Annotated in this window: 13 protein-coding genes and 1 pseudogene; 6 read left to right on the top strand and 8 right to left on the bottom strand. The window is 71.0% G+C overall.

Translation table 11 applies throughout. The annotated features are described in order from the left end of the window. Positions 1–2 precede the first annotated feature (2 nt). The gene (locus Pme01_RS21415; RefSeq protein ID WP_168114380.1) at positions 3–1,157 is read right to left on the bottom strand and encodes an acetyl-CoA acetyltransferase; all 1,155 of its coding nucleotides are present in this window, start codon (positions 1,155–1,157) and stop codon (positions 3–5) included. Next, entirely contained in the window at positions 1,154–2,326 is a 1,173-nt protein-coding gene (locus Pme01_RS21410) for an acyl-CoA dehydrogenase family protein (RefSeq protein WP_168114379.1), read from the bottom strand. Before Pme01_RS21410 ends, Pme01_RS21415 begins: the two co-directional genes overlap by 4 nt. A 290-nt stretch (positions 2,327–2,616) precedes the next feature. On the opposite strand from Pme01_RS21410, the gene Pme01_RS21405 reads away from it, so the two are divergent. Beyond that, on the top strand, positions 2,617–3,243 hold the full coding sequence (locus Pme01_RS21405) for a TetR/AcrR family transcriptional regulator (RefSeq protein WP_168114378.1): 627 nt from the start codon (positions 2,617–2,619) through the stop codon (positions 3,241–3,243). A gap of 24 nt (positions 3,244–3,267) precedes the next feature. Continuing rightward, on the top strand, positions 3,268–4,089 hold the full coding sequence (locus tag Pme01_RS21400) for an acyl-CoA thioesterase domain-containing protein (protein WP_168114377.1): 822 nt from the start codon (positions 3,268–3,270) through the stop codon (positions 4,087–4,089). A gap of 12 nt (positions 4,090–4,101) precedes the next feature. On the opposite strand, the gene Pme01_RS21395 is transcribed toward Pme01_RS21400, so the two are convergent. Together Pme01_RS21395 and Pme01_RS21390 are read right to left on the bottom strand one after the other, a co-directional pair. Next, complete coding sequence (locus tag Pme01_RS21395) at positions 4,102–5,628, bottom strand: AMP-binding protein (protein ID WP_168114376.1); 1,527 nt, start codon at positions 5,626–5,628, stop codon at positions 4,102–4,104. 160 nt (positions 5,629–5,788) lie between these two features. After that, the gene (locus Pme01_RS21390) at positions 5,789–6,751 is read right to left on the bottom strand and encodes a patatin-like phospholipase family protein (RefSeq protein WP_168114375.1); all 963 of its coding nucleotides are present in this window, start codon (positions 6,749–6,751) and stop codon (positions 5,789–5,791) included. Positions 6,752–6,956: 205 nt separating this feature from the next. Here Pme01_RS21390 and Pme01_RS21385 point away from each other — a divergent pair, with 205 nt between their 5' ends. After that, on the top strand, positions 6,957–7,232 hold the full coding sequence (locus Pme01_RS21385; protein ID WP_168114374.1) for a hypothetical protein: 276 nt from the start codon (positions 6,957–6,959) through the stop codon (positions 7,230–7,232). A gap of 5 nt (positions 7,233–7,237) precedes the next feature. After that, positions 7,238–7,600, top strand: coding sequence for a hypothetical protein (locus Pme01_RS21380; RefSeq protein ID WP_168114373.1), 363 nt, complete (start codon positions 7,238–7,240; stop codon positions 7,598–7,600). Positions 7,601–7,651: 51 nt separating this feature from the next. On the opposite strand, the gene Pme01_RS21375 is transcribed toward Pme01_RS21380, so the two are convergent. Next, complete coding sequence (locus tag Pme01_RS21375) at positions 7,652–8,503, bottom strand: MaoC family dehydratase (protein ID WP_168114372.1); 852 nt, start codon at positions 8,501–8,503, stop codon at positions 7,652–7,654. Between the two features lie 135 nt (positions 8,504–8,638). Here Pme01_RS21375 and Pme01_RS31115 point away from each other — a divergent pair. Together Pme01_RS31115 and Pme01_RS21365 are read left to right on the top strand one after the other, a co-directional pair. Continuing rightward, a pseudogene (locus Pme01_RS31115) lies at positions 8,639–8,719 on the top strand (beta-ketoacyl-ACP reductase); the annotation flags it as partial. A gap of 253 nt (positions 8,720–8,972) precedes the next feature. Beyond that, the gene (locus tag Pme01_RS21365) at positions 8,973–10,046 is read left to right on the top strand and encodes a Zn-dependent alcohol dehydrogenase (protein WP_168114371.1); all 1,074 of its coding nucleotides are present in this window, start codon (positions 8,973–8,975) and stop codon (positions 10,044–10,046) included. A 286-nt stretch (positions 10,047–10,332) separates the two neighbouring features. Here Pme01_RS21365 and Pme01_RS21360 read toward each other — a convergent pair whose 3' ends face one another. The 3 genes from Pme01_RS21360 to Pme01_RS21350 are packed head-to-tail and all read right to left on the bottom strand — an operon-like array spanning position 10,333 to position 13,066. Beyond that, a complete protein-coding gene (locus Pme01_RS21360; protein WP_168114370.1) occupies positions 10,333–10,767 on the bottom strand; it encodes a hypothetical protein in 435 nt (144 codons plus the stop codon). 1 nt (position 10,768) lies between these two features. Further along, on the bottom strand, positions 10,769–11,728 hold the full coding sequence (locus Pme01_RS21355) for a ferritin family protein (protein ID WP_203935781.1): 960 nt from the start codon (positions 11,726–11,728) through the stop codon (positions 10,769–10,771). Between the two features lie 15 nt (positions 11,729–11,743). After that, positions 11,744–13,066 carry an MFS transporter gene (locus tag Pme01_RS21350; RefSeq protein WP_168114369.1) on the bottom strand — a complete coding sequence of 441 codons (1,323 nt, stop codon included), beginning with the start codon at positions 13,064–13,066 and terminating at the stop codon, positions 11,744–11,746. Positions 13,067–13,121: the final 55 nt, after the last annotated feature.

Below are 13,121 nucleotides of genomic sequence, written 5' to 3'. Positions count from 1 at the left end.
TTTCAGCCCCTTCCCAGGACCACGGTCGAGGTCGAGGAGAGCACCCCGCCGGTACCGTGCACCAGGGCCAGCTCCGCACCGGGGACCTGGCGGCGGGGGTCGGTGGCGGCGTAGTCGCCGCGCAGCTGCCTGGCGGCCTCGATCAGCAGGAAGATGCCGTACATGCCGGGGTGGGTGTAGGACAGGCCGCCGCCGTTGGTGTTCATCGGCAGCGCACCGCCCGGGGCGGTACGGCCACCGCCGACGAGCTCGCCGGCCTCGCCCGGCTTGCAGAAACCGAGCGACTCCAACGTCAGCAGGACGGTGATGGTGAACGAGTCGTAGATCTCCAGGACGTCGATGTCGTCGTGGGTGACGCCGGCCATCCCCAGGGCCGCCGGCCCCGACCTGGCCGCGCCGGTCACGGTCAGGTCCGGCATGTTGGCGATCGTGTGGTGGGTCGTACTCTCCCCGTGGCCGAGCACGACCACCGGCCGGGTCGCCACGTCGGCCCAGCGGTCGGAGGCGGCGACCACCACCGCGCCGCCGCCGTCGGTCACCAGGCAACAGTCCAGTTTGTGCAGTGGCTCGCAGATCATCGGCGAGGCGAGGACGTCGTCGACGGTGAGCGGGTCGCGGTGATAGGCGTTCGGGTTGAGCCGGGCCCACTCCCTGGTGTTCACCGCGACCTCGGCCAACTGCTCGCTCGTCACCCCGTACTGGTGCAGGTACCGGTTGGCGGCCAGGGCATACGCCCCGACCGGCAGCGGCAGCCCGTACGGCCGCTCGAACTGCTCGCCGAGGGTGGCGGGTCGGGGCGCGTTGCGGGTGCGGTCGCTGCGCTGGGTGCTGCCGTACGCGATCAGGGCGACGTCGATCCGCCCGGCCTCGATGGCGGCCGCGGCGTGCCCGAGGTGCGCCTCGAACGACGAGCCGCCGATGTTCGTACCGTCCAGGTACCGCGGCCGCAGGCCCAGGTACTCGGCGAGGGCCAGGGCCGGCGCCCACGACCAGCCGCCGGCGACGAACAGCGCGTCGACGTCGTCGCGGTCCAGGCCGGCCTCGGCCAGCGCGGCCCGGCTCGCGATCGCCTGCTGGGAGAGCACGGTGAGGTGCGGCGTCTTGCCGACCTCGGACTCCGCCACCCCGACGATGGCCGCCCGCCGCCGCGCGCTCACTCGCCGATCCCGCCGAGGCGGACGTGGCCCTTGAGCAGGTTGCGGGCGATCGTGCGGCGCTGGATCTCGTCGGTACCCTCGTAGATGCGCAGCAGCCGGAGTTCGCGGTACCAGCGTTCGATCGGCAGCTCCTTGGTGTAGCCCATCCCGCCGTGGATCTGGAGCACCCGGTCCACCACGTGGTTGGCCATCACCGCGCCGTGCAGCTTGGCGATGGACGAGGCGTGCCGGGCGTCCATCCCCTGCTGTACCCGCCACGCGGCGTACAGCGTGAGCCACTTGGTGGACTCGATCTCGACCTGCGAGTCCGCGATCTGCCACTGGATCGCCTGGTAGTCGGCGATCGGGTGGCCCATCGACTTTCGGATCGTGGCGTAGTCGATCGCCATCTGCAGCATCCGCTCGGCGGAGCCGATGGCGCGGGCCGGGATCATGAACCGACCCTGGCCGATCCAGCGCATCGCCAGCGGGAATCCCTTGCCGACCTCGCCGAGCACCTGGGAGTCCGGTACCCGTACGTCGTCGAAGACCAGCGACGCCGGGCCCCACTGTCCCATCGTCGGGATCGGCTCGGACTTCCAGCCCATGTCCCGGTCGACCAGGAAGCACGTGACGCCACCGTCGGCGCCTCTGGTCGGGTCGGTGACGGCGAAGACCATCACGAAGTCGGCCTCGTTGCCGCCGGTGATGAACGTCTTCTCGCCGTTGATGACCCAGTCGCCGCCGTCGCGGACGGCGCGGGTACGGATGTTGCGCGCGTCCGAGCCCGCGCCCGGTTCGGTGATGGCGAAGCAGGAGCGCCGCTCGCCCTCGATGGTCGGGATGAGGTAGCGCTGCTTCTGGTCCTCATCGCACTCGTACAGGATGACGTCCGCGTATCCGCCGAAGCTGAACGGGACGAAGGTGCGCCCGGTCTCCATGGCCACGATCGCCGACATGACCGCGCCGAGGTTCATCCCGCCGTACTCCTCGGGGGTGTTGACGCCCCAGAATCCGGCCTTGCGCGCCTTGCTCCGCAGGTCTGCCAGGACGCCCGGCTCGATCGCCGGGGCGCCGGCCCGCTCGTTGCGCAGCACCTCCGCTTCGAGCGGCATCACCTCCCTGGTGATGAAGGACCGGACGGTGTCGCGGATCTGCCGTTCTTCGTCGCTGAGGGAGAAGTCGACCACCGGCGGACGTCCTTTCAGCCAGGTCACCAGGACTGAAGAGGTTTTCTAGAACCCCGCTCTAGGAATGGGTCCAGCGTGCTCCGGCCGGGACGAGGTGTCAAGGGTCCTCGATACCGGCTGGATCGGCACGACCTCCCGCGGCGGGCCCGCCTGGTCCGAGACCGGACCTGCCAGCGGCCGACAGCGAACGGATTCTAAAATCACGTTCGACAATCGGCTGCGACGACGGACCGTATCGGGTCACCGCGCGACGCCGTCGCCCATTCCGGACACACGGACGAGAAGGTCCCATGGCACGCAGGACGACCGGCAGGTCGGGCAGCAACGCCTGGCAGTGGAGCCGTACCGCCGAGACCCGTCGGGTGCTGCTCCAGACGGCTCGCGAGGTGTTCGGCGAGAAGGGCTTCGCCGAGGCCAGCGTGGCCGACGTGGTGGAGCGCGCCGGCTCCAGCGTCGGCAGCCTGTACCACCACTTCGGCGGCAAGACCGAGCTGTTCCTCGCCCTGTGGGAGGACCACCAGGCCACCCAGGAGCAGAACGCGATGAGCGCGGTGTCCAAGGCCCGCAACGGTGGCGAGACGGACCCGCTCACCCTGTTCATCCTCGGCGCGCAGGCCTTCCTGGAAGGCTCGTGGCAGCGCCGCGACCTGGTACGCCTGTTCATGGACGGCGACGGGCCGCCCGGATTCGAGCTGATGCGCCGGACCAGGGGTCGCGAGTGGGTCCGGCAGAACGCGGTCCTGCTCGGCGCGGGTACCGACCCGGTCGACCGGGTCACCGTCGCCGTGCTCACCACGGTGATCGGCGAGGCCGGGCGGGAGATCGCCACCTGCTCGACCAAGCGCGAGGCGAACAAGATAGCGGAGGCGGCGATCCGGCTGATCCGGCGGCTCGACCCGCTCCGCGACGACATGTGAAGAGTGGACGGAGAGGAACCTAGGGTGGCCCAGACCGAACTGCGGGAAGCCTTTTTCACCCCCTCGGGCGAGGAACTGGTACCGGCGCCGCACGCCCGCGGCCCGTGGGCGGCGAACATGCTGCACGGCCGGCTGCTCGGCGGGCTGCTGGCGCGAGCCGTCGAGCGCGAGCACACCGAGCCCTCGCTGCACGTCACCCGGCTCACCGTCGACCTGTTCCGCAACACCCCGCTGGTACCGGTACGGGTGGAGACCACCAGGGTCCGCGACGGCCGCCGGATCCGGGTCGTCGACGCGACGGTCCTGACCGCCGACGGCCCGGTGGCCCGCGCCAGTGCCGTGCTGCTGCGCCGCAGCGAGCAGCCGGCCGGAGAGGTGCCGACCACTCCGGCCTGGGACGCCCGGAACCCGGACCAGCTCGGCCCGTCGCCGTGGGCCAACGGGTCGGGCTGGCGTACGCCCTGGGACACCTGGCTGCTGGACGACGACGGCGTGCCGACCGACCGGTGGCTGAACACCGCCCGCCGGCGGGTCTGGCTGCGCGAGACGCACGAACTGGTGGCGGGTGAGCCCATCTCGCCGCTCGTGCGGGTGGCCCTGGCCGGCGACTTCGCCAGCCCGCTGGCCCACTTCGGGGACGCCGGCCTGCAGTTCATCAACGGCGACTACACGTTGACGCTGAGCCGCCTGCCGCTCTCCGACGCGATCGGCGTGGAGTCCGACGGCCACCTCAGCGACGACGGCATCGCGGTCGGCCACTGCATCATGCACGACACCAGCGGCCCGATCGGGTACTGCGCGGTGACCGCGGTCGCCAACCCGAACAGCCTGACCGGGCGGTCCTGACGCGCCTGCCGATCAGTTGACCTTGCGCTCGCGGTCGGCCCAGTACGGCTCGCGAAGCCGGTACTTCTGGATCTTGCCGGTGGCCGTGCGGGGCAAGGCGTCGAGGAACTCCACCCGCTTGGGACATTTGTAACCGGCGAGGTAGCCCCGGCAGTGGGTGATGACCTCGTCCGCGGTGAGCGGACTGCCGTCGGTCACCACCAGCGCGGTGACCAGCTCGCCCCACTTGTCGTCGGGAACGCCGATCACGGCGGCCTCCCGGACCGCCGGGTGGGAGTTGAGGGCGTCCTCGACCTCGATCGAGGACACGTTCTCACCGCCGGTGATGATGACGTCCTTCTTCCGGTCGGAGATCGTCAGGTACCCGTCGGTGAACGTGCCCCCGTCGCCGGTGTGGAACCAGTTGCCGGCCTGCACCCGGGCGGTCTCCTCGGGGTTGTCCCAGTAACCGTCAAGGTTGGTGTTGGAGCGGGCCAGCACCTCCCCGTCGGTGTCGATACTGATCCGCGTGCCGAGCGCGGGCGCACCGGCCCGGCCGAGGAGGCGGGCCTGCTCGTGCGGGTCGAGGTCGGCCCACTCGGCGCGCATGCGGTTGACGGTCAGCAGCGGTGAGGTCTCGGTCAGGCCGTAGATCTGGATGAACTCCCAGCCCAGTTCGGCGCGGACCCGCTCGATGGTCCGGGTGGGCGGCGGCGCGCCTGCCACCACGATCCGTACCCGGTCCCGACCGGGGATCTCCCCGTCCCACGTCGCGGCGGCGTCCAGCACGGCCGTGACGACCGCGGGCGCGGCACACAGGATGGTGACACCGTGCTCGTCGATGCGGCGCAGGATCTCGGCGCCGTCGATCTTACGAAGCACGATGTGCCGGCCGCCGAGACCGGTCACCGCGTAGGGCATGCCCCAGCCGTTGGCGTGGAACATCGGCAGGGTGTGCAGGAGCACGTCGTTGTCGGACAGGGTGGTGTGCAACCCGAACGTGACTGCGTTCATCCACAGGTTGCGATGGGTCAGCTGCACGCCCTTCGGGCGGGCCGTGGTGCCGGAGGTGTAGTTCAGCGTCGCGGTGGTGGACTCGTCACCCTCCCAGGGCGCGGGGTCGGCCGTGCTGCCGAAGACCTCGTCGTCGTCCTCGCCCAGCACGAAGACGTGCTGGGCGGTGACCGTGTCCAGCAGGTGCCTCAGCTCCGGGTCGACGAGGAGGACCTCGGCGCCGGAGTGCTCGACGATGTACCTGACCTCGGCGGGAGACAGCCGGAAGTTGACCGGGACCAGGACGCGTCCCCAGCCGGAGACGCCGAAGAACGACACGAGCAGGCGGGCGGCGTTGTGGGACACGATCGCGACCCGCCCACCGACCGGTACGCCCAGCGCGTCGAGGCCGGCAGCCTGGGCCCGGGCCAGCCGCGCGACGTCGCGGTAGGTCAGGGATCCCCACGACGGGGCGGGCTGGTCGGGCTCGTCGACGACCGCGACGCGGTCGGGGTACACCAGCTCCGCGCGGTCCAGAAAATCGCGTACGCCCAGATCGAAGAACACGTGGCGATCCTTTCGCTCGCTGAACTGGCCCGATCATGACCGGTCAGCGACCCGCTGGCTACCCCCTTACACGGCGGACGCCTTCGAACGGATCGTCGGCGGGTTCCCCGCGCCGCCCCGGCGGGGGCGACCAGCGGGCGCCGGCGGTGAGCGAGCCGGCTCACGCCTCGCGTCGTACCGCCGCAAAGGTGGCGTGAACGGCCGCCCCTCCGGCTTCCAGCGCGGCCGCGAGCACCTGCCCGTCTCTGGCCAGGCGGCCGACGCGCGGAGAAGCGGCGTCGGGGCGGATGGACATGACCGCGGGATCACCGGCCCCGAGGTCGTAGCCGGCGAGCAGCTCGTCGTCTGCCGCCAACCGCGCGGCCCGGCCGAGGAAGGCCTCCCGGAAGGCGACGGTGTGCCGGCGGAGCGCGGTACGCGCGATGAGCGGCGCCAGTCGTGACGGCCGGGCCGTGTCCGTGTGACGCCGGGAGCGGAGTACCAGGACATGGGTGGCGCCCTGGGCGAGGGCCATCCGGAACGGGACGGACTCCGACACGCCGGCGTCGTAGAACCGCCGGCCACCGAGCTGCACCGCGGGCCCGGCGAGAAGGGGAAGCGCGGCACTCGCCCGCATCGCCAGACGAAGATCTGCCTCGTCCCGGACGAGGGGACGAAGGTCGGTGGACTCACCGGTGGCGACGTCGGTGGCGAGCGGGTGGAACTCGACCGGATTGGCCAGCACCGACGCGAAGTCCAGCGGCGACACGGTCTGGTAGACGACCTCGACCAGCGTCTCCACGTCGACAATCGGCCGTCCCCGCATCAGATTGCCGGTACGGATCAGGGTGTCCGCGAAGGTGGGGTCGGCCCAGCGCCGCAGGAGATCGGGGTTGGAACTCAGCAGCCACGCGCCGTTGATGGCACCCGCCGACGCGCCGTAGACCGCGTCGAAGCTGGTCACCAGGCCGAGCTCATGCAGCGCCAGCGCCATGCCGCCGGACACCGTGCCCCGCATGCCACCGCCTTCGATGGCCAGCGCGACGCGACACCCGTCGGTACGCGAGCCTGGGACACTCCCGGTCGCGGCCCGCTGGAGGAGAACACGGATGACGTCGTGCGGGGCACTGGTCTCAACAGTCATGGTTTTCCCATCCTGGATCCCGTCGGCCGGCCCCGGCAGCGGCCCGGCGATCACAGTGGCGCCCGCCACAGCGCGGGGTCGCGAACCGAACACCCGACCGGCCGGTAGCCGACTACTGTCCACGCCGTGGAGCCCGTTACGCACCGGCCCGCGGCGCGCGTGATCTGCGCTCGCATGTCGTATACAGGTCGTATACGATACGGGGATGGGGTACGTGTGGGCTCTGGTGTCGCTCGCCCGGCTCAAGGGCATCGAGCCGCACGAGGTGATGCAGGCGCTCACGACGGGCCGGCCGTGGCCGCGGTCGGCCTCCGGCCCGGGTGGGATCCCGGTGCTGACGATCTGGGGCCGCAGCCAGGCCGGGCGGCACCTGATCGTCGCCGTGCGCCACGTCGGCGCGTTCGAGTGGCAAATCCTCGGCGCCCGGCAGATGCGGCCTGGCGAGGCTGACGAGTACGACCGTTGGGAGGCACAGCAATGAATAGCATGGACAGAGAGGGCCTGCCCGGCGGCGACGAGTACGCCGAGGCGGTCGGCGACTGGCTCGACGGCGTTGACCTGGCCGGATCCACGACCGAACCATCCGAGCCGGTGGCGCTGCCGCCAGCCGACGCCCCGGTGAGCGTGGTCCGTCCGGTTCGGCTGCCCTACGAGGTCCACGAGATGGTCAAAGCCTTGGCGCAGGCCCGCGGCGTGACAATGTCCGATTTGATCCGCGAGTGGGTCCAGGCCGGCCTGGCCGCCGCCGGCACGGTCCCCGATCCGGTCACCGAGCTGCGCCGGGGATTGGACTCCGCCCAGCGCGCTCTCGACCAGCTCGCCGCCCGCGGCGTGCGCGACGCCGCCTGACCGGCCGGGCGTAGTACGGGGGCGTTCCACGGCACGCAATGATGCGGCGGATCACGCCGGTCGCACCACGGCCCGACCCCGGTCGATGACGACCGTGCCGTCGTCCTTCGTCGTCCGGAACCGTGCGCTCTCCCCGTCGAGCCACATCGAGACGGTCAGCGCCTCACCCGGGAACACCGGGCTGCTGAACCGCCCGGACATCGCCGCGAACCGGGCCGGGTCACCTGCCGCGAGCGCGTGCAGCAGGCCCCGACCCGTGACGCCGTACGTACACAGCCCGTGCAGGATCGGCCGGGGGAAACCGGCGCGGGCCGCGAAGGCCGGATCCGAGTGCAGCGGGTTGCGGTCACCGCAGAGCCGGTACAGCAGGGCCTGCTCCGGGCGGGTCGGGTAGGTGACCCGGTGGTCGGGCTCGCGGTTCGGCACGGGCCACTCGTCGCGCGGCCCCCGGTCGCCGCCGAACCCGCCCTCGCCGCGGATGAAGATCGAGCCGCGCGAGGTGATCATGCGCTCACCGGTAGCGGGGTCGACCGCGACCGTCTCACTGACCACCAACGCGCCGGAGCCCTTGTCGTAGATGCCGACGATTTTCGACGTGGAGCGTACCCGGCCCTCGGCCGGCAACGGCCGGTGCAGTTCGAACGACTGCTCCGCGTGTACCAGCATCGCCGGGTTCACGTCGCCGAGGCGCCGGCCACCGGGCGCCCACGCGGCCAGCACCGCGTAGGTCGGCAGCACCCGCTGGGGTACACCCTGCGAGTTCTCGGTGGTGAACTCCAGCTCCCGCAGCGGGTCGCCCTGCCCGGCGCCGACCGCCACCGCGTACAGCAGCGTGTCCGCCGACGTCCACGACCGCTCGTACGGTTCGGACTCGACCCCGACGACGGTGTGGTCGAGCGGCATCTCAGGCCCCTTCCCCGAGCTGGTCGGTTCTAGAACCGCCTTCTAAAAAGGATCGACACGGCATCCATCGCCGTCAACCCTTCCGCCCGACGCATCGACGGAATACGGTTCTGATACCGCGGAGGGGAGGCATCGATGAAGCCGCTCGCCGGGAAGGTCGCCGTCGTCACGGGCGCGAGCCGTGGCATCGGCGCCGAGGTGGCACGCAGGTTCGCCGCCGAGGGCGCGGCGGTCGCGGTGGCCGCCCGTACGGTGAGCCCCGGCCAGTCCCCGCTGGACGGCACGATCGGTGAGACGGCGGCGGCGATCGAGGCGGCCGGCGGCACGGTGTACACCGGCGGTGATGGCCGAGGCGGCCCTCGCGCTGTGCACCCGCCCCGCCGCCGAGCTGACCGGGCGCATCGCGTACTCGCAGGACCTGCTCGCCGAGCTGGGCCTGCCGCTACCCACCGGATGACGGGAGGACGACGTGCGAGGTCTGGTACTGCGCGAGATCGGCGTACCGCTGGAGCTGTCGGACGGGCTGGAACTCACGCCGCCCGGTCCGGGCGAGGTACGGGTCCGCCTGCGCGCGGTGGGGGTCTGCCACTCGGATCTGTCGCTGTGCAACGGCACCCTGCCTCAGCCGACGCCGCTGGTGCCGGGGCACGAGGGCGCGGGCGAGGTGGTCGCGGTCGGCGAGGGGGTCATCCGGCCGCAGGTGGGCGACCACGTCGTCCTCTCCTGGATTCCCCCGTGCGGTAGCTGCTTCTTCTGCCTCGGCGGCCAGCCGAACCTGTGCCCGTACAACTGGCAGACCAACCCGCGGCCGGTCCTGAGCCTGGAGGGCGAGCCGGTCAACTCGGCACTCGGTACCGGCGCGTTCGCCGAGGAGACGGTCGTCCCCGCGGCCGCCGCCGTCCCGATCCCCGTTGACGTCCCGTTCGAGATTGCCGCCCTGGTCGGGTGTGGGGTGCTCACCGGCGTCGGCGCCGTGCTCAACACGGCCAGGGTGCGCCCCGGCGAGTCGGTCGTGGTGATCGGCTGCGGCGGGGTCGGCGTGAACGTCCTGCAGGGCGCGCGGCTGGCCGGCGCCACCCCGATCCTCGCGGTGGACCAGCTACCTGGGAAGCTGGCCGGCGCGACCGGGTTCGGCGCCACCCACACCGCCACCCCCGACCAGATCCCCGAGGCGATCGCCGAGCTCACCGGCGGCCTCGGCTTCGACAACGCCTTCGAGGTGGTCGGCCGGTCGGCCACCATCCGCCAGGCTTGGGACGCCACCCGGCGCGGCGGCACCACGGTCGTCGTCGGCGCCGGCAGCCTCACCGACGAGGTGCGGTTCAGCGCCGGCGAGCTGTTCCTGTCCGAGAAACGGCTGCTGGGCTCGCTGTACGGCTCGGCCGACGTGCGTACCGACTTCGCCCGGATGCTGCGGCTCTGGCAGGGCGGCCGGCTCGACCTCGAGAAGCTGATCAGCCGGACGATCGCCCTGGACGAGGTCGGCGAGGCGTTCGCCGCCATGGAGCGCGGCGAGGTGATCCGCAGCGTGATCAACCTCTAGTCGAGCCAGCGGGCTCGTTCTCGGTCAGCGATCCGCCCTGGCCAGATCGGCAGCTTGACGCAGCCCCGCTCCACTCGCTGCGGAAAGCTGCGGAAAAGCCCGGCGCTAGACCTGACGGGCGGGTATCCAGGCGCTTTGCTCTGCTCCCGGATAGGCATCGGCCGACCGTCCTGTTGCCTATCCGGGAGCAGAGCAAAGCGGACCGCGGAGTGCCCTCCGCTCCGCACGCTGCCTCGCCACGCGTCAGGGCCCGAACGGACCGACCCGCATGCGCACATGGGAAGCGCTAGGCGTCAAGGGTCGCCGGCACCCGGCCGATCGCGGCCACCGACTCCACGAAGAAGTAGATGATCCGGAAGAACGACAGCACCTCACCGCGCTCGAGGCGCAGTCTCCGGTACATGACGATCCGGCCGGTGTCCTCGCCTGCGAGCAGGTCGTGCCAGGTCTGGGCGTCGGCGGACAGGACGTACGTCGCCTCCGACGGGGTTGCGGTGACCGTCGCCGCCACGCAGTGTCCCCGCTCCCAGCGCAGCAGCAGGTAGTCGGTGTGGCCGTCGGGTTTACACCGGCCCAGTGCCCACGATTCGCCGTAGTCGGCGCGGGCCTGGTCGATCCAGCCCCAGTAGGTCTCCAGCTTGGTGGCGCGCAGTGCGTCGTCGGGACCGGCGTCCACCGCGCCCCGTACCGCCTCGGCCCAATCCGTACTGAAAAAGATCACGTCAGCCCCCCGCCAGTTCGGGCTCGATGCGCGCGACCATCTGCTGGAGGTCGGGTGGCAGGGCGATGCCCACGTCGTTCAGCTTCATGGAGAGCTGCCGGATCATCAGCCGCCGTACCTCCTCCGGCGACCAGCCCAGTGACTCCAGCGCGATCCGCCGGCTGGTCGCGCCGTTGATGGTCAGAATCGTGCGCAGCGTCTCGTGGATCTCGCGCAGCAGGCGCGGATCCTCGGCCACCGAGTCGCGCAGGAAGCGCATGCCGAACTGGACGTGCCTCGCCTCGTCGCGGCAGGTGGCGGTGAACCCGGCGTAGTAGCCGGGCAGGAAGCCCCGGTTGCGGCAGTACGTGAGGGTGATCTTCATGACCGACAGCGCGAGGACGCCCTCGATCCAGAGGAAGTACGTGGTGCCGTAGCGGACCCTGGACACCGGGTCCTCCGGGTCGCGGCGCAGTTCGTCGGCGAGGTACGCCAGCAGCCCGAACGGGCCGACGAACGTCTCGGAGACGTGGTGGAACGAAGCGTCCAGCACCTCCTGTACCGACTCCCCCGGCAGGCCGACCACCTCGCGGTAGAACCGGTCGAAGAAGATCGTGTGCCGCGCCTCGTCCTCGATCTGGCTGGACATGAAGATCTTGGACTCCTCGCTACCACCCAGCATGAACACCGGCAGCTCGACCTCGACCTGCCGCTCGCCGTGGTGGAAGCCCGAGGAGATCGCCACGAACGCGTCCCGCTCGGACTGGGTCATGGCGGTGTTCCAGTCCCGGATGTCCTGGCTGAAGTCCAGCTCGTAGACGTCCCACCGTTGTCGCAGGTAGCGGCGGTACAGGTCCAGATAGTCGGGCAGCCGCTTGAGGTCGGCGTGGACGTAGTCGATCACGTCGTCGATGTCGAGGTCACGGATCTGGGCCAGGTCGGACTTCTCGACCCCGGCCAGTACCTCCTGGTCCATCGTCATCCCTCCACACGTCACTCATTCGGCGCTGCCGACGGCGGCCGCCGGCTTCCACTCCGTCGCGGTCATCGGTCGCCGCCACGGCCCGCGGAAGAACAGCGAGGCCGGGATGTACAGCAGCAGGCAGACCAGCGAGGCGGCCAGCCAGGTCTGCCACCCACTCTCCTCGACCACCCTCGGCACCGCGAACAGGGCGACGACCGCCATCGCCCGGCTGAGGAAGCCGTACGCGCCCCAGGCGGTGCCCTGGAGCCGGGGGTCGACGTCCTCGGCGTTCTCGGAGAAGTTCGCCATCCACGGCCCGTACGCCACGGCCAGGGCGGTACCGAGCAGCGCGCCGGTGACCATCAGGTGCACCGCCGGTACGGCCGGCCGCCCCATCAGGATCACGAGGTAGCCCGTGATGGCCGCGGCCGCGGCGGTGCCGACCACGGAGATCGGCTTGCGCAGTTGCCACCGGTCGGAGATCCGGCCGACCGCGACCAGCGCGGCGAGGTCCAGTACCCAGAACGCGGTCATGATCTGTGAGGCCTGCGCGGCGCTGACGTGGAAGGTCTGTACGAGCATCGTCTGCCCGTACAGCGCCAGGGTCAGGTACAGGACCAGCCACAGCCCGATCCCGATCAGGTGGGCCCAGATGTGCCCGTGCGCGAACAGGTCGCGCACCCGGGCGGGGCGACTCGGGTCGGCGACGGCGAGGGTGCGGTGCTCGGTCTGCTGGATCCGCGCCCGCAACTGGGGCGACAGGTCCGCGATGTTGAACGCGATGATGATCGAGACGACCAGCGAGATCGTGCCCATGATGACGAACTGCGACCGCCATGAGTCATTGAGCAGCGGCAGGGTGGCGCCGGCGATCGCGGCGGCGAGGAAGTTCGCGCCGACCGGCCCCCAGGTCCAGAAGCCGAAGGCCTGGGCCCGGCCCATCCGGGGCGAGAAGTCGCGGACCAGGGGCGCGGTGCCGGCCATCGCCATCCCGTCGACGAAGGCCAGCGCCACCCGGGCGGCGAGCAGCTGGCCCGGCGTGTGCACCAGGGTCATCGCGAAGCAGCACGCCGCGGTCAGCAGCATCAACGGGACCAGGAGCCGGACCCGGCCGAGGCGATCGGTGAGCCGGCCGCCGACCCCGGCGGCGATCGCGCCGGCGATGACGGCGAGCGCCGACAGTGAGCCGTAGGTCGTCAGGCTCATGTCCAGGTCCCGCAGCAGCAGCGGTACCACCGGGGCGATCTGGCCCTCGTACGACCCGATCAGGATGGCCAGCACGGCCATGGCGAGGATGCGTATCCGGCGCCGGCCGGTGGGGTACTCGTCGAGTTCGCGCACGTAGTCCAGCCGCATCGCCCGCCCCCTCTACGCTGAGGACCCGCAAATATTTAGAACCAGCCTCTAGAAT

The sequence above is a fragment of the Planosporangium mesophilum genome, from assembly GCF_016863255.1.
Taxonomy (GTDB): Bacteria; Actinomycetota; Actinomycetes; order Mycobacteriales; family Micromonosporaceae; genus Planosporangium; species Planosporangium mesophilum.
This window is presented reverse-complemented; position numbering and strand designations above follow the sequence as displayed.

What these genes read in the sequence shown, in the direction of transcription:
- Pme01_RS21405 (WP_168114378.1), top strand. Translation starts at nt 2,617, where the DNA reads ATGGCACGCAGGACGACCGGCAGGTCGGGCAGCAACGCCTGGCAGTGG.
- Pme01_RS21390 (WP_168114375.1), bottom strand. Translation starts at nt 6,751, where the DNA reads ATGACTGTTGAGACCAGTGCCCCGCACGACGTCATCCGTGTTCTCCTC.
- Pme01_RS21385 (WP_168114374.1), top strand. Translation starts at nt 6,957, where the DNA reads ATGGGGTACGTGTGGGCTCTGGTGTCGCTCGCCCGGCTCAAGGGCATC.
- Pme01_RS21380 (WP_168114373.1), top strand. Translation starts at nt 7,238, where the DNA reads ATGGACAGAGAGGGCCTGCCCGGCGGCGACGAGTACGCCGAGGCGGTC.
- Pme01_RS21375 (WP_168114372.1), bottom strand. Translation starts at nt 8,503, where the DNA reads ATGCCGCTCGACCACACCGTCGTCGGGGTCGAGTCCGAACCGTACGAG.
- Pme01_RS21355 (WP_203935781.1), bottom strand. Translation starts at nt 11,728, where the DNA reads ATGACGATGGACCAGGAGGTACTGGCCGGGGTCGAGAAGTCCGACCTG.
- Pme01_RS21350 (WP_168114369.1), bottom strand. Translation starts at nt 13,066, where the DNA reads ATGCGGCTGGACTACGTGCGCGAACTCGACGAGTACCCCACCGGCCGG.